General features: G+C 42.3%; 22 protein-coding genes. 6 read left to right on the forward strand and 16 right to left on the reverse strand.

Annotated features, from left to right (window positions below; translation table 11 throughout):
• Positions 1-126: 126 nt before the first annotated feature.
• Together ACFOHL_RS03490 and ACFOHL_RS03495 are read left to right on the forward strand one after the other, a co-directional pair.
• Positions 127-567, forward strand: coding sequence for a hypothetical protein (locus ACFOHL_RS03490; protein ID WP_376918803.1), 441 nt, complete (start codon positions 127-129; stop codon positions 565-567).
• A 241-nt stretch (positions 568-808) separates the two neighbouring features.
• Positions 809-2,647 carry a pyridoxal-dependent decarboxylase gene (locus tag ACFOHL_RS03495; RefSeq protein ID WP_376918804.1) on the forward strand — a complete coding sequence of 613 codons (1,839 nt, stop codon included), beginning with the start codon at positions 809-811 and terminating at the stop codon, positions 2,645-2,647.
• A gap of 75 nt (positions 2,648-2,722) precedes the next feature.
• On the opposite strand, the gene ACFOHL_RS03500 is transcribed toward ACFOHL_RS03495, so the two are convergent.
• The 5 genes from ACFOHL_RS03500 to ACFOHL_RS03520 all read right to left on the reverse strand — a co-directional run bounded on the left by ACFOHL_RS03500 (position 2,723) and on the right by ACFOHL_RS03520 (position 8,107).
• The gene (locus tag ACFOHL_RS03500; protein ID WP_376918805.1) at positions 2,723-3,775 is read right to left on the reverse strand and encodes a serine hydrolase domain-containing protein; all 1,053 of its coding nucleotides are present in this window, start codon (positions 3,773-3,775) and stop codon (positions 2,723-2,725) included.
• 156 nt (positions 3,776-3,931) lie between these two features.
• The gene (locus ACFOHL_RS03505) at positions 3,932-4,933 is read right to left on the reverse strand and encodes an SMP-30/gluconolactonase/LRE family protein (protein WP_376918806.1); all 1,002 of its coding nucleotides are present in this window, start codon (positions 4,931-4,933) and stop codon (positions 3,932-3,934) included.
• Positions 4,934-4,942: 9 nt separating this feature from the next.
• Positions 4,943-5,590, reverse strand: a complete 648-nt coding sequence (locus ACFOHL_RS03510; RefSeq protein WP_376918807.1) for a bifunctional 4-hydroxy-2-oxoglutarate aldolase/2-dehydro-3-deoxy-phosphogluconate aldolase — start codon at positions 5,588-5,590, stop codon at positions 4,943-4,945.
• A gap of 15 nt (positions 5,591-5,605) precedes the next feature.
• Complete coding sequence (locus ACFOHL_RS03515) at positions 5,606-6,913, reverse strand: MFS transporter (RefSeq protein WP_376918808.1); 1,308 nt, start codon at positions 6,911-6,913, stop codon at positions 5,606-5,608.
• A 39-nt stretch (positions 6,914-6,952) separates the two neighbouring features.
• Positions 6,953-8,107 (reverse strand): mandelate racemase/muconate lactonizing enzyme family protein, encoded by a 1,155-nt coding sequence (locus ACFOHL_RS03520; RefSeq protein WP_376918809.1) that lies wholly within the window; start codon positions 8,105-8,107, stop codon positions 6,953-6,955.
• A gap of 371 nt (positions 8,108-8,478) precedes the next feature.
• Between ACFOHL_RS03520 and ACFOHL_RS03525 the strand changes: the two genes are divergently transcribed.
• Entirely contained in the window at positions 8,479-10,827 is a 2,349-nt protein-coding gene (locus ACFOHL_RS03525) for an agarase (RefSeq protein WP_376918810.1), read from the forward strand.
• Between the two features lie 166 nt (positions 10,828-10,993).
• Here ACFOHL_RS03525 and ACFOHL_RS03530 read toward each other — a convergent pair whose 3' ends face one another.
• Positions 10,994-11,803, reverse strand: coding sequence for an alpha/beta hydrolase (locus tag ACFOHL_RS03530; protein WP_376918811.1), 810 nt, complete (start codon positions 11,801-11,803; stop codon positions 10,994-10,996).
• Between the two features lie 169 nt (positions 11,804-11,972).
• Between ACFOHL_RS03530 and ACFOHL_RS03535 the strand changes: the two genes are divergently transcribed.
• Positions 11,973-12,818 (forward strand): helix-turn-helix transcriptional regulator, encoded by an 846-nt coding sequence (locus ACFOHL_RS03535; protein WP_376918812.1) that lies wholly within the window; start codon positions 11,973-11,975, stop codon positions 12,816-12,818.
• Between the two features lie 10 nt (positions 12,819-12,828).
• On the opposite strand, the gene ACFOHL_RS03540 is transcribed toward ACFOHL_RS03535, so the two are convergent.
• The 5 genes from ACFOHL_RS03540 to ACFOHL_RS03560 form a co-directional block, all read right to left on the reverse strand.
• Positions 12,829-14,088, reverse strand: coding sequence for an NAD(P)/FAD-dependent oxidoreductase (locus ACFOHL_RS03540; RefSeq protein WP_376918813.1), 1,260 nt, complete (start codon positions 14,086-14,088; stop codon positions 12,829-12,831).
• A gap of 17 nt (positions 14,089-14,105) precedes the next feature.
• Positions 14,106-14,417 carry a 2Fe-2S iron-sulfur cluster-binding protein gene (locus ACFOHL_RS03545; protein ID WP_376918814.1) on the reverse strand — a complete coding sequence of 104 codons (312 nt, stop codon included), beginning with the start codon at positions 14,415-14,417 and terminating at the stop codon, positions 14,106-14,108.
• A 23-nt stretch (positions 14,418-14,440) separates the two neighbouring features.
• Positions 14,441-15,613, reverse strand: coding sequence for a cytochrome P450 (locus ACFOHL_RS03550; RefSeq protein ID WP_376918815.1), 1,173 nt, complete (start codon positions 15,611-15,613; stop codon positions 14,441-14,443).
• 224 nt (positions 15,614-15,837) lie between these two features.
• Positions 15,838-16,920, reverse strand: a complete 1,083-nt coding sequence (locus ACFOHL_RS03555; protein WP_376918816.1) for a glycoside hydrolase family 117 protein — start codon at positions 16,918-16,920, stop codon at positions 15,838-15,840.
• An 11-nt stretch (positions 16,921-16,931) separates the two neighbouring features.
• Positions 16,932-17,876 (reverse strand): sugar kinase, encoded by a 945-nt coding sequence (locus ACFOHL_RS03560; protein WP_376918817.1) that lies wholly within the window; start codon positions 17,874-17,876, stop codon positions 16,932-16,934.
• Between the two features lie 239 nt (positions 17,877-18,115).
• Between ACFOHL_RS03560 and ACFOHL_RS03565 the strand changes: the two genes are divergently transcribed.
• Complete coding sequence (locus ACFOHL_RS03565) at positions 18,116-18,952, forward strand: sugar phosphate isomerase/epimerase family protein (protein WP_376918818.1); 837 nt, start codon at positions 18,116-18,118, stop codon at positions 18,950-18,952.
• Here ACFOHL_RS03565 and ACFOHL_RS03570 read toward each other — a convergent pair.
• Positions 18,939-19,691, reverse strand: a complete 753-nt coding sequence (locus ACFOHL_RS03570) for an IclR family transcriptional regulator (RefSeq protein WP_376918819.1) — start codon at positions 19,689-19,691, stop codon at positions 18,939-18,941. The genes ACFOHL_RS03565 and ACFOHL_RS03570 overlap by 14 nt on opposite strands.
• A 257-nt stretch (positions 19,692-19,948) precedes the next feature.
• On the opposite strand from ACFOHL_RS03570, the gene ACFOHL_RS03575 reads away from it, so the two are divergent.
• Positions 19,949-20,707 (forward strand): phytanoyl-CoA dioxygenase family protein, encoded by a 759-nt coding sequence (locus ACFOHL_RS03575; RefSeq protein WP_376918820.1) that lies wholly within the window; start codon positions 19,949-19,951, stop codon positions 20,705-20,707.
• Between the two features lie 80 nt (positions 20,708-20,787).
• Here the strand turns inward: ACFOHL_RS03575 and aldA are convergent, their stop codons facing one another.
• Genes aldA through ACFOHL_RS03595 form a run of 4 tightly spaced genes read right to left on the reverse strand, consistent with a single transcriptional unit; the run spans position 20,788 to position 25,177 of the window.
• Positions 20,788-22,236, reverse strand: coding sequence for an aldehyde dehydrogenase (gene aldA / locus ACFOHL_RS03580; protein ID WP_376918821.1), 1,449 nt, complete (start codon positions 22,234-22,236; stop codon positions 20,788-20,790).
• A gap of 2 nt (positions 22,237-22,238) precedes the next feature.
• Positions 22,239-23,006 carry an SDR family NAD(P)-dependent oxidoreductase gene (locus ACFOHL_RS03585; RefSeq protein ID WP_376918822.1) on the reverse strand — a complete coding sequence of 256 codons (768 nt, stop codon included), beginning with the start codon at positions 23,004-23,006 and terminating at the stop codon, positions 22,239-22,241.
• Positions 23,003-24,034 (reverse strand): zinc-dependent alcohol dehydrogenase, encoded by a 1,032-nt coding sequence (locus tag ACFOHL_RS03590; RefSeq protein ID WP_376918823.1) that lies wholly within the window; start codon positions 24,032-24,034, stop codon positions 23,003-23,005. Before ACFOHL_RS03590 ends, ACFOHL_RS03585 begins: the two co-directional genes overlap by 4 nt.
• Positions 24,035-24,043: 9 nt before the next feature.
• The gene (locus ACFOHL_RS03595) at positions 24,044-25,177 is read right to left on the reverse strand and encodes a mandelate racemase/muconate lactonizing enzyme family protein (protein WP_376918960.1); all 1,134 of its coding nucleotides are present in this window, start codon (positions 25,175-25,177) and stop codon (positions 24,044-24,046) included.
• Between the last annotated feature and the right edge of the window lie 15 nt (positions 25,178-25,192).

Consider the following 25,192-nt stretch of genomic DNA (forward strand, 5'->3'; position numbering starts at 1 on the left):
GTGGTAATGTCGCGATTATTTTTCATCTTAACAATTATATTTTTTACAAATTCGTGCACTCCCTCATACAATGAAGAGTATTATTCAGAGAAATCAAAAAGTGATAAAGTAACCGCGCTTTCATCCATGATGTATAATGAAAGGGTATCTCAGTTAATTAACCTGAGTGATGACCTAATTATTGTCAACGGTGTAATCATTAATGTGTCGGCACAAAGCTATGGTGTACCGCCTGAAGGGGGGCATTACAATGAGTACATAAAAAGCGCTTCCACACAAAAATACATGAATTGGATAAATTTAATAGAGTTAAACACCGATAACTTTATTCCTTCGAAGTCAACATTAGACCAGCTAATCACATTAATGCTGGCTTTAGGTTTCAAAGAATATCATTATGATACAGATTTAGATGCTCATGTATTTCAATCAGGAAGCAGTGTCATGAGAGGTTTTTATGGTATTTTGATTGGTAATGAGGACGCATCAAAGTTTATTATAAATCGCGAAAATTACGATTATTCTACCGAGATAGAAAGTGGTATTTATTACTTTGAATTGAGGTAGATTTCCAAGCCTAATTATCTTTTATTTTATCCAATAAAAGATTAAATTGGCATAAAGTTACTCGTAGAAGAAATTTCACAAGTCAAAACAAGTAAGCAATGTTTTAGAGAAACCTTTTTAGTCGAATCGATGCCTGACTTGAAGTAAGTATAGTTAATCGTTTCGGCTTACCGTTTGACCGTAACGCAGTCGGAGGATGTTCAACGGAGGGCGTCTTGGTTACTGAAAACTGGAGAATGGTATGTCTAAAAATAGCCGTGTTCCTTACGGACCTAAGCAAATCGCATGGTGTGAGCAAGTACCAGCAGGAGCAGAAATTAGCTCACCCGAAAATGACCCAAACGAGGTGTACGTTAGCGTGCCGCCATCGGATGTTGTGGGTTCATTTCCACAGATTGATTATCGCAAATTTGAAATTCCGCCGACGGGTTTGAATGATGCTGAGCGGGATGATGCGCTCGCTCAATTTAAAGAATTTATTGATACGCAGCACGCAAGTTTTGCGGGTTTTCAGGGTAACCAAGACCAAGATTATGCAGGGCGTTATCCCTATCTTTTGGATATGCATGCAAACAATATTGGCGACCCGTTCAGCAGCGGACGTTATACCTTAAATTCAAAGTTTTGCGAACGTGCGGTGTTAGATTATTTTGCTGCACTTTGGAATAACAAATGGCCGCACACAGAAGACTCGGAACAAGAAGATGCCGGACAGCGTTATTGGGGCTATGTTCTTACAATGGGCTTCACGGAAGGTAACATTTATGGTTTGTACAATGCAAGAGACTACTTAAAAGGGCGTTCATTGCTGGAGAAGCAGCAGTCGCAAGACAAAATAGCATCGATTACACGCAGAGGTAGGGAAACCAGAGGGCACCACTTCGTTACAAGTGAACCAATCGAAAATGACAATAACAACGAAAACGCTTACTCTCCCGTTATATTTTATTCAGAAGATGTACACTATTCAGTCGAAAAAGCAGCTACCCTCCTAGAACTGCCTACGTTCAAACAACTTGGCGACAAATTATACCCTGGGCAGTGCCCTATAACTCAAGATGGTGATTGGCCAGACATGGTGCCTTCACATGATTACGATCAGGACAACCCAAAGTCTGGTTCGGTTAGAGTTGAAGAACTCACTAAGCTTGTTTCATTCTTCGTATCTCGTGGTTATCCTCCGATAGTTGTGGCAAATTTAGGCACCACTTGGAAAGGTGCTTATGATGATGTTCCTGCGATCAACACAATGTTTGAAACGCTCGGGCAACAATATCCTTGGTTGTGGGAACGTAAAGTTTGTTACGGGATTGGAGATGATGGACAAAAACTATATGACATCCGCCGCGGCTTTTGGTTACATGTAGACGGTGCTCTCGGCGCCGCTTATCTGCCTTTTGTAGAAATGGCATATAATCGCGGCCTTATTGAATATAAAGGTCCCATATTTGATTTTCGCAATCCTGCTGTAATGAGCGTAGGTTGCTCTATGCATAAATGGTTGGGCGGGCCATGGCCATCCGGTGTATTTCTAACTCGCACCGCTTATCAACTTACACCACCAGATGCAGCGGCTTCATTTTTGGGGACGCCTGATACAACATTAGGCGGCTCTAGGTCAGCCTTTTCACCCATGATTTTTTGGGACTATTTCTCAAGAATGAGCTACGAAGACAATATGCAAAAGGCTTTACAGACTGAACAAGTCGCCGCTTACTTAGAAACTGAACTATTTAAATTTGAAGCCGAGTTGAAACAAAAGTTTGGTGACGATGTTAATTTATGGATAGCTCGTTCCAAATTGAGTTTAACTGTTCGTTTTCGGCTAGTTAACGAAACGTTAAACTACAAATGGTCGCTCGATACTAATCGACTGTGGGTACCCATTTCGGAAGGCAAGCAACAACAACGCTCTTATTCGCACATATTTGTGATGCATTCGGTTGATACTGATCGCATTGATGCTTTTATAGACGACCTACGCCAAACTTCGATCAATGATTGGCATGAAGCGTTTCCTAAAATTGATGTGAGTGCGGTGCCTGAAGCGCCTAACCCGGGCCCTTCTGAGAACTATTAGCGACCTGTCTAGAGGTGAAAACATCATAAGGCACTATCGTCAAAATTAGCTTAGCAAATCATCTTTCTAAAAACACTAGTGAATGATTTGCATAATATTTTGAGCCAATTGCCCTGTCGGAAATGCCTGATCATTTGACAAAACAGCAATAAAATAACCGCTTTGTTCCGAACGCAGTATGTGGCTACTAAAGCCATCAATACCACCTCCGTGTTGATAGAATGGTTCTCCTTCGCTATTTTTCGAGACTATCCAGCCAAAAGCATAGTCAGCTAATCCAACACTATACATTTTTTGCGTAGATGCTTCGGAGATCAAGGAACGTTCGCTCAACCCTTTGTGCCACTTATATAAATCACTAACAGAAGAGGACAAAGCCCCAGACGCGTAAGGCACAGTCATAGAAATCGTGGCGACCGGCATATCATGCAAATACCCCTGCGCAACCTTCCCAAAGCCAATAACATCACTGCCATAGCGACTGTCTCGCATATCCAGTCTATTGAAAATTTCTTCTTGAATAAAGTCTGCGTAAGTCATACCCGTAATTAGCTCAATAATACAGCCTAGTAGTACGTAGTTAGAATTTGAATACTTAAGTTGCTGTCCAGCTGCAAATAGTTTTGATTCATCTTTAAAGATGTTAATCAGCGACTCGGGCGTGTGACTATCCTTTCTAAAGCCCATAAACTCAGGCAATTCCGTATAGTTAACAATGCCACTGGTCATGTTCAATAAGTGCTTTATCAAAATATTGTCGCTATCAGGAAATTGCGGTATACATTTGGATATTGGGTCTTCTGTTGACAGCAAACCACGTTCTTCAAGCATGAGGATAGCCACCGCAGTAAACTGCTTGGAAATGGAACCAATACGAAATTCAGTATGTGGTGTATTTTTAATATCACTTCTACGCGTTGCATATTCGAAACCTCGACTTAACAATATATCGCCTTTTTTCGCGACTAGAATCGAACCTGAAAAATCTTGACTCTCAATATAAGAAGATAGCGACTGATTTTCTAAGGGCGGAGTGAGCCGACTATGCTTCCCGCTCGAGCAGGCCAATAGAAAGGTACTTAAAAGTAGAATCAGTAAAAATTTTGTTTGAGTAATAACCTTATACATAAGTCATCTAAGTTTTCATCCTTTTGAAAACTATAGCATCAATATAAATCAGAAAATGCGGTGATAATGTCAGAAAATGTAAGGCAGACTAACAAATTTTAGAAAATGTACCGCGCTGAGGGAGGAGCTAAACGACAACCCCCTCACCTTGGACTCTCACTTTAGAGGGAAGGAATAAACCACATCATGGGCAGTTAAAAACAAGGTCTTTTCATCTGCCGACAAGGCACAATTTGCCGTTGCTTTGCCTGTTTGAATTCTGGCTAGGAGTTTGCCTTCTGGTGAAAATACCCATACACCACCTGGCCCTGTGCCAAAGATAATGCCTTTCGAGCTCACTGCCATGCCGTCGGGATACCCTGGCTGCCCCGATTTTTTCTTGTATTCAAAGGCATCATATATCACTTGTTTATTACTCGCGTTCCCGCTCTTGTCCAGATCAAATGCATACCAACGCGGCATCTCATTGTCCGATACACCCACGTACAACTTGCGGTTGTCGGGCGACAAACCAATACCATTTGGGAATTTGATACTGTCGTCTATCAATCTGACCGAACCATCCGGCGAAACGGCATAAATACCCATAACGTCTAACTCTCGATGAGGACTCTCTGCACCGCCCGTCAGCCCATAAGTAGGATCAGTAAAATATAAATCACCATTTTTGTGGTAAACCGCATCATTAGGACTGTTGAATCGTTTACCGTCAAACTCCCCTGCTAGAGTAATAAATTTAGGCACGGGTGAGTGTAACGGTGCATCCATTACCGCAACGCGTCTATCACCTTGTTGAAGCAAAACGAGTTGCCCTTCGTTGTTTAACAGCAAACCATTCGATCCCTGCTTAGAATCATGTGGCGCAATACCCGTTGCGCCCGACGGTTCAAGGTATACCGATAAGCCTGCTTGATCACTGTATTTAAGCACTTGGTTATTGGGTATATCAGAAAACAACAAATACCCACCGTCTTTGTCGACCCAAAGCGGGCCTTCTGTCCATTTAAAGCCTTCAGCCAATTTAACTAGCTTGGCGTCTGCAGATAGTATGGCTAGGGCTTCTTTGTCTACTATCTCAACATCTGGACCTGCATGAGATCGGAGTGAAAAGAAAATCACACATAATGCGATTGCTAGTTTTAAGTCTTTTATCTTCATAGTGGTCATCTAATGTTGCGTCGATTGTTTAACTAAGCGCATGAACCCCTTCACATATTCAGTATGTTCACGTTTGTCTTCTTCGTTGCTGACTGCTCGGCATAGCTGACTACCAATTCCCACACCGGCAATACCTGCTTGCAACCATTCAACCACGTTCTCCTTACTGACTCCACCCACAGCCATCAAAGGGATATCATTAAACGGTCCCATGATCCCTTTACAGTAACCAATACCAATATCACCCGCTGGGAAAAGTTTCACAATATCAGCGCCCCACTCGACTGCAAGATTTATTTCTGTTGGCGTTAAAGCGCCCATTAGCACGGGGATATCAGCTTCGTGGGCAAGCTTAACAACGTCTTCGTTAATATTGGGCGTCACCAAAAACTGCGCGCCCGCTTCGACCGCGAGATGGGCTTTTTCAGCATTGGTAATCGTCCCCGCACCAATCAAGATGTCTGGAAAGCGTGCGCGTGCTTTTGCAATTTCTTCAACATAACCAGGAGTATTAGACGTAATTTCTAAGCAACGCATTCCCCCTTCAATCAAACACGCTAAGCACTCAGCTACTTGATTTTGTTCTTTTAATCTTACAATACCGACTACGCGTTCTTGTAAAATTTGCGCTAATATTCCTTGTCTAGATAAGGTCATATACTTCTCTGTCGTTTAATCCAATTTTACTTCTTCAATTTTTCCGATTAGGAATAAATAAGAACACATTCCCGCAACCGCTAAAGCACAAATAAACACTAAAGCAGGTCTAAAGTCACCACCACTGACTAGAAAACCGATAATAACAGGCACAGATACAGCTGAAAGCGCACCAATAAAGTTCATAGCGCCTCCGACCAAGCCTAAATATCGCTTGGGTGATAGCAGTGAAACAAATATCCATGCAATAGAGGCCAAGCCATTCCCAAAGAAAGCAATAGATAAAAAGGTCACGATCCAAAATGTGTCGTCAGTATAGTTAGCACCGATGATACTCGTTGATAGTAACATGCCAGCGATAATAGGAGCCTTGCGCGCGACTTCTTTTGATACTCCCCATTTACGTGTTAAGGCATCTGATACAAATCCTGACACCAAGACGCCACAAAACGCCGCTAAAAATGGAATAGAAGCTAAGAATCCTGACTTAATAAAATCTAAGCCACGGTATTCAACTAAATAAGTGGGGAACCAAGTAAGGAAAAACATCAACACGCCACCCAAGCAAAATTGACCAATGTAAACACCCCACAATTTTCTTACCATGAACACTTTCGCAATGTCTTTCACGGTAAACTTCGTGTTTTCCATTACCGCCGGTGCTTCCTCTTGTTTTTCTACTTTGGCTTTTTGATCTGTTGTGTTGTCTTCGGGGTCACGGTAAAGAATGTACCAAACCACTGCCCATACTATGCCCACCACGCCAGAAATAATGAACAAACCACGCCAACCAAAGTACTCTTGAATAATAGCTAACACAGGAAGTAAAAAGGCTAAACCAATGAATTGCCCAGAGGTATAAACGGCAATCGCGCCGGCGCGCTCATTTTCGTTAAACCATTGGGTGACCACTTTATTGTTACATGGGTATGAGGGTGCCTCAAAAACACCGATTGCCATTCTACAACCAACCAAAGCGGCAAAGGAGCTCACTAAGCCTTGAACAATGGTGGCAATCGACCAAGCAGTAAGAATAAATGGATACAAAATACGAATTTTTATCAAATCAACTGTAATGCCGCCTGGGATTTGAAAAATAGAATAGGTCCAACCAAAAGCAGAGAAAATCAATCCCATTTGCACAGTAGTAAGCGACAAATCTTCACTAAGCGCCCCTGCGGCAACAGAAATATTTGTGCGATCCATATAGTTAATCACAACGGTGATAAACACCATTGCGAGAATACCGTAGCGCCCTTTTTTAGCGACTTCTTGCTCCGTGGCAAGGGTCGATTCTTGCGTCGACTTCTCAGCGTCTTGCATAATTCTACTCACTTTAATTATTGTTCTAATTAGCAACCATTACCAATTTGTGTAACTTCCATCATCTTTATGTAGACGTGGCGCTTCCCAAAACTTGAATGACTGTTCTTTTACTAGTTCTTCGTTAACGTCAATGCCTAGGCCCGGCACTGACAATACCTGCAACATGTTGTTTTCTATGACTGGCGCATTAACAAAATAACGGTCGTAATCACCGTTATTGTCTGTATATTCCAAAATTTCTAACCAAGACAAATTGTTAATTGCCGCACAAAAATGAATAGAAGCAGCGGTACATAAAGGGCTTAGAGGATTGTGCGGCATCATATCAATGTAGTGTGCCTCACACATGGCTGCTATTTTCATTGACTCTGTAAACCCACCTGCGTTGCACACATCAATCCGAGCGAAGTTGGTCAAATTAGATTCTACAAAGGGAGCAAAATGCCATTTGCTGGTAAATTCTTCTCCAATAGCAAACGGAACATTTGTCATTTGACGCAGCATTTTATATGCCTCGGGCGATTCAGCTCGAATGGGCTCTTCCAAGAAATCGAGCGTGCCGGGTGCTAACTTTTCCGTAAAGGAGACAGTTTCTGCCACGGATAGACGGTGATGAAAATCAATGCCTAACACCACCTTATTGCCCAACTCTTCTCTAATACTGTTGAGGCTATCTGCGGCCAGTGGCAGCGCATCGCGTGGCTCGTAACGAGTGGGCTTCGTGCTATCGCCATGCTCACCGGTAGTCAAACGAATACATTGCCAACCCTCTTGGTAAAGACGAATTGCATCGTCGACCACTTCTCTTCCATGGGGTTTGATACTCGTGGCAAATAGCGGTATTTGATTTCGTTGTTTTCCACCCAACAACTGATAAACAGGGACGCCTAAGGCCTTACCTTTCACATCGTAAAGCGCAATGTCTATAGCAGCAATAGCAGCACTGAGGACTCTCCCTCTCTCAAAATACTGACTGCGGTACATTTCTTGCCACATACCGCCTATGTTAAACGCGTCCTGACCGATTAAAAACTGCCTGAAGTGCTCTATGGCACCCATTACTGCTTTTTCCCGTCCGGAAAGCCCAGATTCTCCCCAGCCGTATATGCCTTCGTCTGTCTCTACTTTTACCACACATACATTTCTAAAACCCGCCCAGAATGCATACGCTTTTACGTCCGTTATTTTCACTGTTTACCCGCCGTGTTTATCGAACAACTGTATACACCATGAAGGTGGCTGAAGTTGTTTGATCTGTTTTTCATCACGCACTCTCGCTTTCCGCTGCCAGCGCGCTCGACTATGATGTTATTTTTAACCGTTAGATCAGTTAATGCAACCGTCATAACACATTTAAAAATACATATTACACACAATTTGTTAAAATTAATACAGAGGATTTTAACAACTCACTCATTTTGCAACATTTCATTTAAATAATGTTTGTTTATTGTTAACAGCATATTGCTAACAATTAGAAGTTTTGGTTATCATAAAAATGATCGGGATAGTCATTACCTTGCATATTAATACTGCAAATCAGAACTCAGGAATCATCAATAATGCTGCACAAAATATCTAAACTGTCTTTTAATATTAGCCTCATCTTAAGTTCAACACTCTTGATCAGCGCTTGTCAAAACGAAGCTAATTTGGCCAATGAACAAGAAAACGTTCAGACAAACGAGGCCATTGCTGGTACTGAGCAGGTTCTTACCGATTTAATCACATTTTCTGAGGAGGCATTAGCGCACAAAGTCGACCTCGACGGTATAGAGACCCAATATCTAGATTCCAAAAATAAACTGCAAGTGATATTCTCCAAGGACGCAAGTATCCCAACAATGCGTATTGAACCTGATAGTCCTTGGGATTTATCAAACTTACCTGCTCATAACATTGCGATTGACGTGAAAAATGTGAGTGAGAGTTCGGCGCACTTGTACTTATCGCTCGAAAACCCAGAGGGTAAAAGCCAGCGTCACTCTTTGAGTTTAGCAAAAGGCTTTGAAGGTACTATTTTTGTTCCGATTACGGGAATGGAAGCTGAAACTGAAACAGGGCTTTGGGGTGACGCCCCTATCTGGCCAGATGCAGGCACGATGATGGTCTGGCGCTCTTGGCGCAGCGGCAAACCAGACTTATCTAAACTAGCCAAAGTCGATATTTTCATGATCGGCACGCTAGAAGACAAAACTTTGGAAATAAACAACCTACGCATCAGAAAAAACCCACCATCTGATCCAAACTGGATGAAAGGCATAGTTGACCAGTTTGGTCAAAATACCATGATGGACTATGCAGGCAAAGTAAAGTCTGAGAGTGAATTAAAAGCCTTAGCTAATGCAGAGCTTGCTGCCCTCGCCGCATCAAAAGGTCCTGAACACCGTTCAAAATTTGGTGGTTATACTAAAGGTCCCAAATTAGAAGCTACCGGTTACTTTCGTACCGAAAAAGTAGACGGAAAATGGTGGATGGTTGACCCAGAAGGTTATGTATTTTTCTCTCACGGTCCTGCCAATGTTCGCATGGCGAATATGACTACGCTTACTGGTATTGACTATGATGCACCGGAAATCCGCAAACGACGCGCAGAAGAAGTAACACCTGAAGATTCGATGGGTATCATTAAAATACCCAATGATATAAAAGCGCAAAATTATGTTATCTCACCACTTCGAAACGATATGTTTACTTGGCTACCGGATTATGATCATCCCTTAGCTGAACACTACAGTTATCGTCGTTCGACTCACAAAGGCGCGATTCCCTATGGTGAAACATTCAGTTTTTATCGAGCAAATTTGCATAGGCGATATGGTAACGATGGCAATGAATCCTATTTGCGAAAATGGGAAGAGGTAACAATTGATAGAATGCGCGATTGGGGATTTACTTCATTTGGTAACTGGGTTGATCCGGCCTTTTATGCTGCCAAGCAAGTACCATACTTTGCCAATGGATGGATAATTGGCGATTTTAAAACCTTATCTGGTTATAAGAATCACTGGGGGTTAATGCCCGATCCCTTCGATCCTGTGTTCGCTGAACGCGCTCAATACACCATTGATGTATTAAAGAGGAAGGTGAAAGGCTCGCCTTGGTGTGCAGGTATCTTTATTGATAATGAAAAAAGTTGGGGAGAGCGCACGGGGACTGTTCCTCAGCGTTATGGCGTGATTTTAGATGCACTGTCAAAATCGGTACAAGACAGCCCAGCAAAAGCGGCATTTAGTGAGCGATTAAAAGCAAAGTACGGCAGCATTGACGCGCTAAACAAGGCATGGAACACAAATATAGCGGATTGGTCTGCTTTAGATGCGGGTGTTGAGTTTACTGAATATTCAGATAAATTGGTAGCTGATTTGTCTAGCTTACTAGAAGCATTGGGCGAACAATATTTTGTTGTCGTGCACAATACTCTAGAAAAAGCCCTGCCCAACCACCTATACATGGGTGCGCGTATGGCCAACTGGGGCATGCCCGATGAAATAATCAAAGCATCATTAAAATACTCCGATGTACTCAGTTTCAACATATATGAAGAAGGTGTACAGCCGCATGCTTGGGACTTTTTGGAAGAAGTAGATTTACCCACGGTTATCGGTGAATTCCATATAGGTACGTCTTCTGACTCGGGTATGTTTAATCCTGGGATAGTGCATGCCTCAGACCAACAGGATCGTGCACAAATGTATAAGGACTACATGGCAAGTGTTTTGTCTAAACCTTATATGGTTGGCGCTCATTGGTTTCAATATGTTGACGAACCTCTTACTGGGCGGGCATTCGATGGTGAGAACGCAAACATTGGTTTTGTTAATGTCGCGGATATCCCCTACCCTCATCTAATAGATGCTGTTAAAGACGTGACTTACAACATGTATCAACAACGGCTTGAAAAAGAGTAAAGACAGGATTTATTTATAACGTGCGCCCTAGTGGCACTGACGCACAAAAAAAAAAGCCGCAGTCTTAGGTTGATGCGGCTTTTTTATTTATTCCGAGGTGTTTTTTGCGGATTTCTTTGTCTTACAGAAGCAAGCACTGTATAGACGACACAAGCATACGCAAAATCTACACCTTATCTTTGGCTTCCAGATCCGCAAAAAATTGCAGGGTTTTTGCCAAATGCTCATTCCAGTATTCCCAAGCATGTTCGCCACTAAATGCATCAAAAGAAAAAGTGATATCTGTTTTTTCTAGTTTGGCAACAAGTGCTTGATTAGCTTCAAACAATACATCATCTTTTCCGCAATCAAAACGCAATGGAGGAAGCTTGTCTTGATTGGCAACTAAGGTGTCGAACACATCGCCGTTGTATTCGTCGCTATGTTTGCTCAAAGGTTCTCGCGTTTTTTCGTCAACAAAGTGGACAAAGTCATCCAGTTGCGTGATCGAAGAATGCGCTGATATCCCTGCGAAAACAGAAGGATATTTAGCCCCTAGCCTTAGCGCGCCATAACCGCCCATTGATAGTCCCGAAATATAAACACTTGAATCTTTAGAACACATATCCTGTGTTTGAATAACGGCATCGATCACGTCTTCAACAATCCATTTTTCATAGTTGGCGTTTTCTAAAGGCAAATAACCGCTACCTTCTTGATGTGCGCCATCAGAAGGCATAACCAACACGCACTCTGGCAAGCCCGCTTTGCGTAAGGTCGCGTACACCTCGTGCGCACCACCTAACTGCGACCAAACCCAATGGCTGCCATATACACCGTGTAATAAAATGACAATCGGTAAATCTTTACTCTCTGAGGCTTCACGATATACCGAAATATCAGCTCGCCCATTTAAATGGCTACTATACACCGTCAAGGTAACAAAGTTTTCCGGCGAAAACTTGCTCCCTGATACTTCTAAACGTTGAACGGCCATCTTACACTCCTTAAGTTTATAACAATCACGGAGTCACAGGTTTATTAGCAATCTAATATTGACAGTATCGAAGAAAAAACGCGCTTTCGACCCGCAATTGTAGCCTTAAACTTGTAAATGCTGACTCCTCATTTTACACTTTTTATCTAAAATAATTGTTTAGATATCAATGAAGCAACCTACGATATATTGCGAACCGTTCAGTATTAAAGACGGTTACGATTTTGAAATTCATCATGTAAGCCATCTTCAGCATGATAGTTATTCTTGTTTTGTGCACTTTCACCAAGTACACGAATTCATTTTTTTTGAACAAATTGACGGCACCTATTTTTATCATCAAGGTGAGTCAAGACTGTCTGATTTCGATGCGGTCTTTACACCCGCAATGGAAACTCATAATTTCGAACTCAGCCCAAGAGCCAAATCTTGGTACATAGTGCAGTTTGTGCCTGATGTATTCAATGCGCCTTTGATGGCACAGTTTTCCGAATTATTAAAAACAGGTCTACACCTTCAATTCGATAAAAGTGCACAAACTCGGATACACGAATTGCTGGCTTGGATGCTAAGCGAATACAATAGCAATCCCAAAAGTGCAACGTGTACACAGTTGCTGATTACACTAATTACCTTTGTTTGCGAATATGGTAAAAGTAGTATGACGAATGCACAAACTCATCTATCCGCAAGCACGGGTTTTAAAAAGCTGGCTCCGATTGTTGACGAATTTAGGAATAAGTTAACTATTCATTACTCTTTGGAGCAAGCAGCTGAAAAATGTCACTTGTCACCCTCATATTTTTCGCGCTTGTTTAAAAAGCACTTTCGAGTGCCTTATTCCGACTATCTCGTTCAACATAAATTATATAGTGCTGCTAGAATGCTCAGTCAATCTGACGATTCTGTCACTGACATATCTTACAATCTGGGTTTTTCTAGCCCATCATACTTTATTCGTCAGTTTAAACAGCACTTTAACATGACGCCTCATCAATATAGGCGTCAGCTCTGATTGGTTTTGCTTATTGCTTTATTATTAGTTCTTTAGACAACGCAACACTGCTATCAGAGATAGCGGCTTTGTCGACTAACAAGCCTTTTTTGATGATCTGGGTACCCAGTACGTAAGATTTAGTGTGGTTTACTGCTTCTACACACAACAAGCGCTCACCCAAGAAATACCAGACAGAAAACTGACCTTCATCTTCTTTTCGCACTACCAACTCGTCATAACCTTGGGATAAACCAACAATTTGTAACTTGTACTCATATTGGTCAGACCAAAACCAAGGAACGACAGGTGCTGGGCTTGTGCCTTTTGCTAAAAATTGGGCTGCGCCTTTCGCTTGATCAACTGCATTTTGCACAGACTCCAAGCGGATCCAACGGTCATAAACAGTGCTGTAGTGCTTCGTACAATCACCAATCGCAAAGATATCTGGATCGGAAGTTTGGCAAACACCATTGACTTTTATGCCTTCTTCTACCACCAACCCTGCATTTATAGCGAGTTGTGTATTTAAGCGAACACCCACGCCTACCAAAATAAAATCGGAGGAATACTCACTACCATCACCACAAACAACAAGTTGCTTACAGCCAACTTGTTTAATTTCAACAACGTCTTTACCTGTCTCTAGTGCAATGCCTTTACTTACGTGTAAATCGGATAAAAACTCAGACATAACCGATGAGGTCACACGGGACAAGATTTTTTCTTGCTTCTCAATAACCGTAACTTTGGCACCCAAAGATACAAAAGACGAGGCTGATTCGAGGCCGATATATCCGCCTCCAATAATCACGACTTCCTTATCATTACTTTCGTTGAGCGCAGCCTGAATTGCCTGAACGTCGGCAAAGGTGCGCATAGCAAAATACTTACTCTGACTAAGTAAACCTGGAATAGGTGGAATAAACGCAGAACAACCTGTCGCAATGACCAGCTTGTCATATGGCAAGCTTTCGCCACCATTGAGCGTCAGTTGTTTATTCTCACGATCAATTGCGTCAACCGTTACCCCAAGGCGCAAATCAATCTTGCTATCTGTATAAGCCTTTTCTGCTTTGAGTGGTGTAGACAAACACTCTTCAGATTGTAAGGTCTTCTTCGATAATGGCGGACGGTGATACGGTAACTCGGGATCACTGTCAACGAGCGTTATACTTCCTTGCCACCCCTGTTGACGAAGCGAAAAACCAAAGTTTACGCCACCGTGGCTGGCACCTATGACAACAACATTTTGATTTACATCAGTTTCATTCATTTCAGTACTTTGCATTTACACTTGCCTTAAATTTACTTTGGAGCAACAGTAAATGTCATGCCATCGATTTCATCAGAAACCGGAATTTGACAACACAAACGGCTATATTCGGTCACATTATCATCAAGCTCTAACATATCACTTTCGACTTCTTCTGGAGCACCTAACTTCGCGTAGTCATCAGCTTCCATGTATACATGACAGGTTGCACACGAACACACACCGCCACAATCACCGTCGATACCGTAAATGCCATTTTGCACAGCAAGTTCCATTAATGAACCGCTGTCCCCTTCCACTTCTTCTCTTTCATTTGCTTGCGTGATAAAAATTACTTTTGCCATTTTTTACTCCTGATAATTTAAGCTTATTTTGCAGAAAAACGCATTTGTAGGCTATTAAACCCTACTTTACGAGAAAATTCACCGAGTTGTTCGATGTTTTCATCAGCCTGCAATGCTTCGAATGATTCAACACGTTCAGCTAAGGATACCACTAACTGACGTAAAATTTGACGTGCATGAGTAGCACCTAGACAGTTGTGGTGGCTAAAACCAAAACTAACGTGAGGGTTAACTTTTCTGTCAAAATCGACTTTGTTCGCGTCAGCAAATGTTTTTTCGTCGCGATTTGCTGATGCCCAACACAAAGAAATTCGAGTATCTGCTTTAACTGCGTGTTCACAAACAACAGCATCTTCAGTGGCGACGCGCCCCATTTGAGTAAGCGGCGCAAAATATCGAATGAGTTCTTCTACAGCGCGATTGACAATCTCAGGCTCATCTTTGATGCGTTTTAAGTCACTGATATTTTCTGAAAAATAAGCGATAGTGTTTGTCACTGCGTTAATTACTGTATCTCTACCGCCAGCAAAAGTGAGTATCATCACACCTTTTACTTCTTCTTTCGTTAAACGCTTACCGTTTACTTCAGAGGCAAGGAGCACAGAATAGAGGTCTTCACCAGGAGACGCAATTGCCTTGTCGATTTCCTCATCAATGTAATCGTAAAGAATACTGGCCTTATCGCCATCCAAATCTGAATCTTCACTGCGGAAAACATGGGTTCCCCAATCAATCCAGGTTTGCGCTTTGTCCATGGGTGTATTGAGTAACAAGGTCAAGGCTTTTGACTGTAAAGGTAATGCAAACTCAGAGACCACATCCACACTGTCTGCTGCTAATGCAGTATCGATAGTTTCATCGATAATAGCCTGTAGTCTCTCGCGATAATTTTTTTCCAATGGGCGTTTAAACCAAGGGTCAACTAGATCGCGGTAGCCTTTGTGCTCTGGCGGATCGACTTCAAAAGGTATTTGTCGAGTTTCGCGGATCGCAACTTCAGATGGGATAACAATTCGACCGGGCTTGGCACCTGATTGAAAAGTGGCAGCGTTATGTGCAGCTTTTCTTAGGTCTTTTAGTCTGAGCACCATGTCAACTGGATCGTTTTGGTCGTCCATGTGGCCGATACCCGTTTCAGCACGTTTATCGGCAAATGCGTCAGGAAATTCGCTTACATTTAATTTATTAGAAGCCATATTCACTCTCTTTACAATCAGGTTTGCTAAAGACTATGTCCTCTTCAAGTGTTTTATGAATATCACACTTAAAGAAAACGTCGCCTTGTTAAATTATTGTGAGATGCTAATGGTAATTTGAGGTTAAAAATACACAAATAATGACTATAAATGGTAATTTGATGTCAATTTAAAACCTTGGCTTTATATTTTTGTTAAGGTTTGTGAGCAAAAAGCTCACAAACTTAGTTGCTGTTTTGATAAGTCCCAGAATCCAATATTTGTCTACGGATCTTATATTTACAAATAAAATTCCAGTTCCATGATGCATCATATTTATGGCACAAGCCCCAAGATAAACCTGGGCGTTGAGATGTTTCAGCCTCTGGATCTCTAAACAAGCCGATTGCCTCTGGCGCACCTTTGATGTGTGCTTTAATATCGAAGTTAACTCCGTCTTCGGCAAATTGAACCGTGTTCTTTTCAGGACCATCTGTCGTTAACAAACTGGCCACGCCACCTTCAAAATTCCATACAACGACTTCGTGACCACTATTTGAAATCGGGTTGAGCTCACATTTTGTATAGGGTCCAAGCGGATCATCAGCAAACGCAACACCGTGTTTGATCTCACGACCACCAAAGTTCATGCCCTCCCCCATAGTTTCACCTTTGTAGTACAAACAAAACTTGCCGTTTACGTACAATAAACATGGATCATGGACTTTATGACTATCAAAGCTACCTTTGCTTTTCACCTTAAAGCGACTGTCTTCATCACCGTCCCATTCACCATCTTGACTAGGACTAAGAATCGGTGCATCAGATTTGTTCCAAGGGCCGTAAGGCGAATCAGCCCAAGCAATAGCCACTTGTTCAATTTGACGATTCGTGTACGGTGTTTGTACGGTTTGATAGAGTAAGTAGTACTTTCCATCATGCGCCAAAACCTCAGGTGTGAATACAGCTCTGTCATCAAAACGCCCTGCTTCGCCGGGCTTGACTGCTGGACCTTCTTCTTTCCATGTTTCACCATCTTCTGAAGTAGCGTGCCAGACCTCTGTTAAATCCCACGGAAATACCTTATCGGTAATAGCCCCTCCAAAACCGACTGTTTCACCTTCACCTTTGGTATACCAAACGTGGTATTTACCATCAACAAGAATCACCGACGAAGGATCACGTCGAATTACCCCTTCTTCAAACGCAAAGTCACCCTTTAATGGTGTTACGTCAAACTCAACCATCCAGTCAGAATTTTTTGTATCGTAACCGCGCTCTATTGCTCTTTTTGAAGCCAAGCTTAGGGGCTTTTCATTATTACTCATTGTCTGAATACCTATTTTAACTGGTTATTTTTTAGAAGTTCGCAAATATCTTCAGAGATAATTGCACCTTGATATTGCACAACTGTACTGGCAGTTTGACGTGCATTGTGCAGCGCTACTTGGTGATCGGCGCCGTTTATTTTAGAGCCTAAATAGGCACCTGCGAAGGAATCACCAGCCGCGGTGCTATCAACTTGTTTTTCTGCCGGAACAAAGGGCATGTGTATGGTTTTTTGATTATCGATGTACACAAAATTACCATCATCGTCCGCTTTAAATACCACTTCCTTGATGTCGAATTTAGACAGCAATGCATTGCACGCGTCTACACCTTTAAGTTCAAAAAGTAATTCAAGTTCATCTACACCAGGCAACAACAAATCTGTTGCGCCGAATGCCTTTTCCATCCACCACTTTGCTACCGCCTGGCTTTCCCACAGGATTGGGCGGTAATTAGGGTCAAACGCCACGCATGTGCCTGCTGCAGATAGTGACGACAAAAAAGAAATGAGTTTTTCTCGACTAGCATTATCTAAAATTGCTAGGGTGATACCGGTGAACAAACAGTATTTGGGAGGGTTTGCCAATAGGCTTGCGAAGCTCTCTTCATGGACTTCAACCATACGTTTGGCAGCTGATGAATTTCGCCAATATGTAAAACTCCGTTCGCCCGTTTCCGATAGCTCAATGCCATACAAGCCAAGCGTGGAGTTCTCTAGAACCTTAACGCCACTGCTGTCTAATGATTCATTATCGAGTAATTCGGATAAATTTTCGCTGAATCTGTCTGTGCCGATAGCAGTGAGTAAACCGACACTTATTTTTGAGAACAAGCGCTTTGCATAAATGGCAGTGTTTAATACATCTCCGGCAAACTTAACATCAATACTGTGTTTGTCTGCCCATTGTAGTTCACCGAGAGGTTCACCAATCACAAGTAAGTCTAGCGCTTGCATTTATGTCCTATTTTCATTGATAGTGTTGACGGGGTTCGACAAGGATAAACTGATAAGCAAATCACGCTGTCGCATATACTAAGCACACCAATTGTTACAAAACCCTAACATCTTGGCTATACAAAATAACTGCGTAATCTGTATAAGTTTAACAGTAAAGTCAATAAATTTTTGTTAACAATTTACACGTCATACCCTATACTCAGCCGCAAATTTTAGCTTAGAAAGTAGAGTGAAGAATGAAATTAGAATTCTATGCCCCGATTTGGGGATTTGACGAAATGGATTTTGATGTGTTTATTCAAAGAGTTATAGATAGTGGATTCGACGGAATAGAAATACCCTTCCATATGGGTCTCTCTCTTTCACCTGAGCATCTAAGCAAGATTAAGCAAATCAAATCGGCTGGATTAAAGTACATTGCTCAGCATTACGAAACGGTTTGTTTAGATATTCCGCAGTATAAAAAAGAAATAAGACAGAGGCTCGAACTACTCGCTTCTACCGAGCCTACATTTATCAATAGCCAAACTGGCCGTGATTTTTTCTCTTTCGAAGATAATCTATCGATCATTGATGAATGTGAAGCAGTAGCCCAATACACAGGCGTCAAGCTAGTCCATGAAACGCACCGCGGCCGTTTTAGCTTTGCTAGCCACACAACTGAACAGTTTTTGAATGCGCGCCCTGATCTCAAGTTAAACGCGGATTTAAGCCATTGGTGCTGTGTTGCAGGCACTTTACTTGATGATCAAGAAGATCGATTGCATAGGATGTTTGGTAATATGCATCACATTCACTCTCGTGTGGGGTTTTCTGAAGGTCCACAAATAGCCGATCCAACGGCACCTGAATATGCAAGCACCGTTGCACGCTTTTTATCTTGGTGGTCATCGATACTAGACAAAGCGCAAGCCAGAGGAGAACAGTCCTTTCCCATTACGACAGAATTTGGTCCTGCGCCTTACATGCCTCTAGAGCCACACACGCAACGACCATTATGCGACCAATGGGAAGCCAATATTTATATCAAACAACTAATAAAAGAAAACTATAAGCCTGTTACAACAAACTAAGCTCAGTTGAAATTTTATTTGTACAATCAGCGAGCGCTTGTTTTAGCGCTTGTTCTTTTGCGGCATTTAAGCCTAATCCCATTATTGACAGCGCAGCAATGATTTTTCCATCATTGGCACCAATCAGACTAGAGAGTTCAATGACACCAGGGAGTTTGTCACTGACGTGCCGACAAAATTTCGTTCTGCGTAGCTGATGGATGGTTTCTTTTAGCGAAAATTCGTCATCTTTTGCTTGCTGACTCAACTGCTCATCCCGGTCAATCAGCATCTTTTGTACTTCGGCATTGCTATTTGCCATTAATAGCTTTCCTGCTCCCAGCGAGAATAAATCAAAGAGCGTCCCTTCCATGATTTGCATCGAAATAGCATCGTGACTACTCGCCTGCAGAGCCATCATCGCTTTGCTCTTGTACAAAGTAAACAAATGACAAGAAACACCAAATTCAAAGGCAAACTCTTCCATAACCGGCAACGCTGTTTGTGCGATATGAGACATAGGATCAATTCGCCGCGTCAGAGTAAAAAGCTTCAATGACATTTTATAGCGAGAGGAACTAGGATCTTGTACCAAATAGCCTTTTGCTTCTAAGTTTATCAGTACGCGGTATATCTCGTTGATATTACGATTAATTCCGCATGCAATTTCTGCTTTAGTCAATCCCGTTTTTTGCTCAGATAAAAATTCCAAAATCTCGAAGGCTTTATCTACTGCCGGTACTGAATACTTGTCTGCCATTCTTACTCCTAACAAAATCTCTTTAATTTTGAGTTATTTAGCTACAAAGTCAATATTTTTATAAATGAATACTATTTTCATATTCAAATACTGATGTTATATTTTACCGCTAAATAGATGAGCTGATTGAATGAAACACATGTACATTTTCATAGAGAGGCTCAATGTAATCTTATGGCTATGCTTACCCTCAGGTATTGATATGCTTCAACACCTGTGAATAACATAGTTAACTCAAAATTGTGAGGTAAATGTTGATGGTTAACTTACTAACAAAAGAACAAATTGCTGAGTTTCATGAAAATGGCTACGTAATCGCAAGAGGCTTTTATTCAGAAGCGGAAATTGAAAAACTTCAAAAAAAAGCTTTCTCAGATGATAATTTGTATCAGAACGCTTGGGACAAAAAAGACGCCTCTGGCACCGTAAGTAAAGTAAGCTTGTGGCAAGATTTAGGAGACGACTTGTACTCTATGTTTCCTCGTGGGGAGAGAATGGCAAAGTCTGCAGAATTACTGCTTAATGAGCCAGTGTTTCACACGACAACTAAGGTCATGATGAAAGAGCCATTTGTAGGCGGTGCGTGGGAATGGCATCAAGACTACGGCTATTGGTGCTATGACAACTACCACCTTTACCCCAAGTTGTTGAGTGTCATGGTAGCTATCAACGAGGCAACGGAAGAAAACGGCTGTTTAGAGGTATTGAAAGGCTCTCATCACATTGGTCGTATCGATCATTCAAAAACGGGCGATCAAAAAGGTGCCGACTTGGATTCAGTTGAAGAAGCACTCAAATATCACGAGTTAGTCAAAGTCGAACTTAAGCCAGGTGATACCTTGTTTTTCCACTGTAACCTGCTGCACAAGTCTAATCAGAACCGCTCTGAGAACCCAAGATGGGCAATGATCAGTGCTTACTGCGCGGAGAGCAACAAGCCATACAAAGAGAACGAGCTCATTTATCGCCCTTTAGAAACCGTATCAGATGATGCAATACTCGCGCATACTGAATAATCGGGATATACAAAAAAGGCCGATGCATTTTCATGCACCGGTCGTTGCATCCTGAACTAAAGTTCAGTACACAGGGGGTCTTAGAATTCCTTCCAATATACGGTTTTCTTCTCTAGGTACTGCTCAAGACCGTATTGACCGTCTTCTCCACCCATACCACTCATTTTCCATCCATTGTGGAAACCTTGGTGTTGTTCGCCGATACCTCGATTAACATATACCTCACCCACTTCCATATGTTTGATCGATTGGTGAACATATTTCATGTTTTCAGTATACAAATAGGCAGATAGTCCGTATTCAGAATCGTTCGTGTACGCTATCGCTTCATCAATGCTATTTATTTTGATGATTGGAACGATTGGACCGAAGGTTTCTTCATGCACTAGGTGATTATCCTGTTTGACATCCGTTACAACGGTTGGTGCAAACCAGTTTCCACCTTCAAAGCCTTCTACTGCAATCTCTTCGCCACCAAGTGCGACCGTCGCGCCTTCTTCAACAGACTTAGCTAATATTGACTTAATGTTTGCTATCTCTGCCTTGTTAACTTTAGGTCCCATTTGCGAAGCGGGATCCATAGGATCGCCAACCACAATCGCCTTGGCTTTTTCAATGTACGCCGCCGTAAACTTATCGTATACGTCTGCATGAACATATATGCGCTCTGCACAAGTACAGACCTGACCACAGTTAGCAAAACGCGCATCAATCGCGTCTTGGACAGCTTTATCTAAATCAGCATCTTCCATTACAATAAGCGGTGCTTTGCCGCCCAACTCAAGCATAACAGGCGTTAAATGCTTACCCGCTGCCTGATAAATAATCTGTCCTGCTCGAGTACTGCCAGTCATGGTAATAAGCTTGGTAATGTGACTCTCACACAAAGTCTGACCAACAACAGAGCCTGTTCCGTTAATGATATTCAAGACGCCAGCTGGGATTCCTGCTTCGATAGCTAGTTGACCCAATGCAATGGTAGCTAAAGGCGTTTCTTGCGTCGGTTTTACAACTATCGTGTTGCCCGTAATCAAGGCTGGACCGATCTTACGCCCAGCTAGGGCTAAGGGGAAGTTCCAAGCAGTGATAGCCACAACCACACCACGTGGTACTTTGTGAATAAAGATTTTTTCGTCTTCAGCATCAGAAGGCAGAATGTCGCCTTTGATTTGAAGTGCATGGTCACAGGCATAATCGATAAACGTTGCCGTTACGTCAACTTCCATTTCCGCGACACCAATCAACTTACCTTGTTCTGAAACAAGTAATTCAGCTAAGAATGATCTGTTTTCGCGAATTAAATTGGCAAATGTACGCAAAATAGAAGCGCGTTCACGCGCAGTCTTTTGCGCCCAAGCAGGTTGAGCTGCATTAGCTGTCTCTAGAGCAAGTTCAGCGTCTTCTTTTGTTCCCTTAGGGATAAGACCAACTAATTTACCTGTTGATGGAGAAAGTACTTCAATTGTCTCAGCGGAACTAGAATTGACATACTCACCATTAATAAAATTTTGATTGCTTATTAATTCCATAATTATCTTCCCATCCAGCCGCCATCAACCAGCACAACTGCGCCATTCATATAATCAGATGCTTTAGAAGACAAGAATACCGTTGGGCCTTTAAAGTCTTCTGCTTCTCCCCAACGACCTTGAGGAATACGTGCAAGTATAGATGTCGCACGCTCTGGATCATCTCTCAATGCTTCGGTGTTATCTGTCGCAATATAACCCGGTGCAATTGCGTTAACGTTAACACCATGTGGTGCCCACTCGTTCGCGAGTGCTTTGGTCAACTGTCCTATTGCACCTTTACTGGCCGCATAGCCCGGTACGGTAATACCACCTTGGAAAGTCAATAATGATGCAGTAAAGATAATTTTACCCTGTTTGCGCTCAACCATTCCTTTACCAATTTCACGGCTAAGGATAAATTGAGAGTTCAAGTTGATTTCGATGATTTTATCCCAGTACTCGTCTGGGTGTTCAGTAGCAGGAGCACGCAAAATATTCCCTGCATTATTGACCATGATATCAATCACTGGATGTTCTGCATTTAAGGTGTCTGCAAGTGCTTTTACCGCCGCTCTGTCAGAAAAATCACACTTGTATGCGGTGAACTTCTTGCCCAGTGCAGTGACGCGCTTTTCAATTTCTGAACCTGAGGCAGGTAAAGATGCAGATACCCCAATAATATCAGCACCAGCTTCTGCTAAACCTTCAGCCATTGCCAAACCGATACCACGTGAACACCCTGTTACCAAGGCAACTTTACCCGTTAAGTCAAACATGCCGTTACTCATAGTTCTGCTTTAACCTCACAATTAACCAATGCTTTCATACCAGAAGGATTTCCGTCTAAGCCGCCAAATGCATCTTGAATGCTATCTAAGGCTGTAACAGAAGTAACGAATGAACTGATGTCAATTTTACTATTAGCAAGTAATTCGATAGCCATTTCAAAATCTTGTGCTTCGTAGACTCGCGCACCCACTAGTTCAAGCTCTTTCCAGAAGAATTTAAACAAGTCAACTTGCGGTTTTTGTGTGTGGATAGCCACCATACAAATACGTCCGCGAACAGCGGCAATTTCACCCATTACGTCAACAGCTGGTTGCACGCCTGATACTTCAAATACCGCCTCAGCACCTTTGCCTTCTGTCCAAGCATTAACAACTTCGACAATATCTTCTTTGAGCGGATCGACCGTTTTCAATCCATACTGTTCTGCAAACTTTCGACGTTGTTCATTTACTTCAGAAACAAGTACTTCTGCTCCAACCGCTTTGGCAACTAGCGCAACTAATTGACCGATAGGCCCGCCACCTAGCACAACCACTTGCTCACCGGCTTTTACTTTTGCACGATTAATGTCGTGACATGCCACAGCTAATGGCTCTACAAGCGCACCCTGCTGTTGATTTACATTTTCAGGTAACTTATGAAGTGTTCTTGCTTTTACTGTCCAAGAAGACTGAAAGGCTCCAGGGGTATCAATCCCCATAAATTTGAGGTTTTGGCATACGTGCGTGTTGCCAGCCTTACATGCAGGACACTCGCCGCACCAATCCAATGGACGCACAACGACACGGTCACCGACTTTAAAATCCGTCACACCTTCGCCAAGTTCGGCTACTACACCAGACATTTCATGACCAATTACACTAGGTGGCCCAACACGCTGATCCATTGCGCCGTGATAAATGTGCATGTCTGTACCACAAATACCGACATAGCTTACTGAAAGCCTGACTTCGCCGCTTTCAGGTGCTTGTGCACTGCCTTCGCGAAGGCTAAATGATTTATTACCAATATATTCTGCTGCTAACATAATTGACTCTTATAACTTAACGTAATGCGGTTTAAGAAGGGATTCATCAAACTCAACGCCTATCCCTGGGAGATCGGGTGCAACGGCACGTCCATCGACTAGCTGCAGTGGACAAGTGGTATATTCATCAATTGGGAATGAATGTACTTCCATATTGCCAGCGTTAGGTTGAGAAGCCATCAACGATACATGAAGCTCATGCATACCATGTGTGCAAATGGGCATATTATTCACATACGCCAAATTTGCAACCTTTAACCAACCAGTAATGCCGCCAATATTTGAAGCGTCCGGTTGTAAATAACTCAGTCCAGCATGCCTAATTGCATGATTAAATTCATAAACTGTATGTAAATTTTCGCCCATAGAGAGCGGGATATTTTGCTTTTCGCTGATTTGCTTGTAACCAAATAGATCGTCAGGATTAGTTGGTTCTTCAAACCAGTCGATATTTTGGTCTTCCACTGCTCGCCCAAGCTTGATTGCCTGAGGTACAGTCAATGAATAATTCGCATCGATCATAAAACTTACGTCTTCACCAATCAATGCTCTAACCGCGCGAATGCGATCAATGTCGTCTTGTATATTTGGCTGACCTACTTTAATCTTGACAGACTTAAAGCCTCTGTCCAAATATGACTGTATGTTTGACAGTAATTTTTCTTTTGAGAAGTTTAGGTCGATGCCGCCTGCGTAACAACGAGTAGAATTACTGTGACCACCTGCGACTTGCCATAAAGGCTGATTTAAACGTTTGCAACGAATATCCCATAAAGCAATATCCACAGCAGATATTGCAAAACTCAATATCCCACCGCGGCCTACGTAATGAAGAAATTCATTCATTTTGTGCCAATGCGCTTCTACACGACGTGAATCTTTCCCCGTTACATAGGGAATGAGCTCTTTTTCAATGAGGCTGACGATAGCTTCGCCACCTTTACCACCGGTATACGTGTATCCAACACCTTCGTAACCGTCTTGTGTGTATAATTTACAAACAATTACATCAAAATGAGTATGATCGCCATGCATCGCATCGCTTAATACTTCTTTCAGCGGCACCTTGTATAAGGCCACTTCACCAGCGCGTATATTATACCCGCTAATATCTGCTATACTCTTGGTTGCAACAACGGACATATTGTTTGAACCCAT

It is taken from the genome of Agaribacter flavus, assembly GCF_042646125.1.
Taxonomy (GTDB): Bacteria; Pseudomonadota; Gammaproteobacteria; order Enterobacterales; family Alteromonadaceae; genus Glaciecola; species Glaciecola flavus.

What these genes read in the sequence shown, in the direction of transcription:
- ACFOHL_RS03505 (WP_376918806.1), bottom strand. Translation starts at nt 4,933, where the DNA reads ATGAAGATAAAAGACTTAAAACTAGCAATCGCATTATGTGTGATTTTC.
- ACFOHL_RS03555 (WP_376918816.1), bottom strand. Translation starts at nt 16,920, where the DNA reads ATGAGTAATAATGAAAAGCCCCTAAGCTTGGCTTCAAAAAGAGCAATA.
- ACFOHL_RS03540 (WP_376918813.1), bottom strand. Translation starts at nt 14,088, where the DNA reads ATGCAAAGTACTGAAATGAATGAAACTGATGTAAATCAAAATGTTGTT.
- ACFOHL_RS03570 (WP_376918819.1), bottom strand. Translation starts at nt 19,691, where the DNA reads ATGGCAGACAAGTATTCAGTACCGGCAGTAGATAAAGCCTTCGAGATT.
- ACFOHL_RS03490 (WP_376918803.1), top strand. Translation starts at nt 127, where the DNA reads ATGATGTATAATGAAAGGGTATCTCAGTTAATTAACCTGAGTGATGAC.
- ACFOHL_RS03500 (WP_376918805.1), bottom strand. Translation starts at nt 3,775, where the DNA reads ATGTATAAGGTTATTACTCAAACAAAATTTTTACTGATTCTACTTTTA.
- ACFOHL_RS03545 (WP_376918814.1), bottom strand. Translation starts at nt 14,417, where the DNA reads ATGGCAAAAGTAATTTTTATCACGCAAGCAAATGAAAGAGAAGAAGTG.
- ACFOHL_RS03560 (WP_376918817.1), bottom strand. Translation starts at nt 17,876, where the DNA reads ATGCAAGCGCTAGACTTACTTGTGATTGGTGAACCTCTCGGTGAACTA.
- ACFOHL_RS03510 (WP_376918807.1), bottom strand. Translation starts at nt 5,590, where the DNA reads ATGACCTTATCTAGACAAGGAATATTAGCGCAAATTTTACAAGAACGC.
- ACFOHL_RS03515 (WP_376918808.1), bottom strand. Translation starts at nt 6,913, where the DNA reads ATGCAAGACGCTGAGAAGTCGACGCAAGAATCGACCCTTGCCACGGAG.
- ACFOHL_RS03525 (WP_376918810.1), top strand. Translation starts at nt 8,479, where the DNA reads ATGCTGCACAAAATATCTAAACTGTCTTTTAATATTAGCCTCATCTTA.
- ACFOHL_RS03530 (WP_376918811.1), bottom strand. Translation starts at nt 11,803, where the DNA reads ATGGCCGTTCAACGTTTAGAAGTATCAGGGAGCAAGTTTTCGCCGGAA.
- ACFOHL_RS03535 (WP_376918812.1), top strand. Translation starts at nt 11,973, where the DNA reads ATGAAGCAACCTACGATATATTGCGAACCGTTCAGTATTAAAGACGGT.
- ACFOHL_RS03565 (WP_376918818.1), top strand. Translation starts at nt 18,116, where the DNA reads ATGAAATTAGAATTCTATGCCCCGATTTGGGGATTTGACGAAATGGAT.
- ACFOHL_RS03550 (WP_376918815.1), bottom strand. Translation starts at nt 15,613, where the DNA reads ATGGCTTCTAATAAATTAAATGTAAGCGAATTTCCTGACGCATTTGCC.
- ACFOHL_RS03495 (WP_376918804.1), top strand. Translation starts at nt 809, where the DNA reads ATGTCTAAAAATAGCCGTGTTCCTTACGGACCTAAGCAAATCGCATGG.
- ACFOHL_RS03590 (WP_376918823.1), bottom strand. Translation starts at nt 24,034, where the DNA reads ATGTTAGCAGCAGAATATATTGGTAATAAATCATTTAGCCTTCGCGAA.
- aldA (WP_376918821.1), bottom strand. Translation starts at nt 22,236, where the DNA reads ATGGAATTAATAAGCAATCAAAATTTTATTAATGGTGAGTATGTCAAT.
- ACFOHL_RS03585 (WP_376918822.1), bottom strand. Translation starts at nt 23,006, where the DNA reads ATGAGTAACGGCATGTTTGACTTAACGGGTAAAGTTGCCTTGGTAACA.
- ACFOHL_RS03595 (WP_376918960.1), bottom strand. Translation starts at nt 25,177, where the DNA reads ATGTCCGTTGTTGCAACCAAGAGTATAGCAGATATTAGCGGGTATAAT.
- ACFOHL_RS03575 (WP_376918820.1), top strand. Translation starts at nt 19,949, where the DNA reads ATGGTTAACTTACTAACAAAAGAACAAATTGCTGAGTTTCATGAAAAT.